Source organism: Candidatus Poribacteria bacterium (assembly GCA_021295755.1).
In the GTDB taxonomy this organism is placed as follows: Bacteria; Poribacteria; WGA-4E; order WGA-4E; family PCPOR2b; genus PCPOR2b.
Genome location: JAGWBT010000132.1, coordinates 1 through 1,373, shown reverse-complemented (window position 1 = coordinate 1,373; position 1,373 = coordinate 1). Strand labels below are relative to the sequence as shown.

Here is a 1,373-nt window from a genome sequence, read left to right as displayed (position 1 = left end):
CACTCTACCCTCACCTTCCCGATTGGCTTGTGGTATGGGATAAACAAGCATCCTCAGATTTCTACACCGGCGAAGTGTTCGTTCCCTGGGCGGTGTGGGCAAAGCCGCTTTTTGCTTGGACAATATTTATCATCGTTCTCTACTTTGTCACTATCTGTTTATCGGTCGTTCTGCGAAAACAGTGGGTTGAACACGAACGGTTCGTATTCCCGCTTGTTGCCGTGCCCGCCGAGATGGTTCAGCGTACAGGGTCCAACGGCCTACTCAGCGGCTTTTTCAAGAACAGAGCGATGTGGATAGGATTCGCAATTGCTGCCGCATTTCATCTGCTCAACGGTTTCCACGAATACTTTCCCGCACTTCCTCGCATTCCGAACCGCTACGACCTTTACGGACCATTCACCGAGAGACCGTGGATCGTGATGCGCTGGTGGCCCCAACTCCGCTTGTTTCTCTATTTCTCCGTTATCGGTATCACATATCTTCTCAGCATGGAGGTCTCCTTTAGTTGCTGGTTCTTCTTCCTTTTCTTCAAAGTTCAGTATCTGATCATCAACGGTTTTTCCATCCCGATCAATCCCTGGATCTCTGCACGGGCACAAACGATGGCGGTCTACGTAGTGCTTGCATTGGCTTTCATATACAACAGCCGCGGTCATTTAAGCGATATACTAAAAAAGACATTCGCCGAAAGGCACACAGCCAACGCAATTGATGATTCCAACGAGCCACTCCCTTACAAATGGGCATTGCTGGGATTAATTTTTGGATTTCTTCTGCTGGGTCTCCTCTGTGCCTACGCTGGGATGACCCTCTGGGTTGCGTTGAGCATTATCGCTTTTTTTCTCATTACCTCTACCGCCTTGACATGGATGGTCGTCAACGGCGGACTACTGCTCATCCAAGCTCCAATGTACCCCTCCGAATATTTCGAGACTACAGTCGGGACAAGAATCATCGGCGCGAACAGTTGGAGTCTCTTGGGATTCCAACGGGTCATGATGCGCGATTGGGGTGGGATTTTGATGCCGAGTATTCTACATGGATTCAAAGCCGTCTCTTGGGCGATAGCGCTCGCCATTCTCTTTTCGATAGGCGTTTCCTATGTTGCGTCGTTACCGCTGATTTATGACAAGGGGGCGCTAAACTTACAACAGGGCCCATTCATTAGGTCACCCAGATATTTTAACCACATAGCCTCGGTGATTCAGTATCCAAAGGGACCAAAATGGTCTGAAATTTATAGCATGCTTGTTGGCACCGGAATTATCTCTTTTCTCCTCGTTATGCGCCACCAATTTATTTGGTGGAAGTTACATCCAATCGGCTATGTGATGGGGGCTGTCTATTCATCGTATTTTCTTTGGGCATCA

The 1,373-nt window shown here is 48.7% G+C and carries 1 protein-coding gene; it reads left to right on the top strand.

What is annotated here, in order from left to right:
- Positions 1-1,373, top strand: a 1,373-nt coding sequence (locus tag J4G02_17505) for a hypothetical protein (protein ID MCE2396335.1), incomplete at both ends; no start/stop codon positions are given.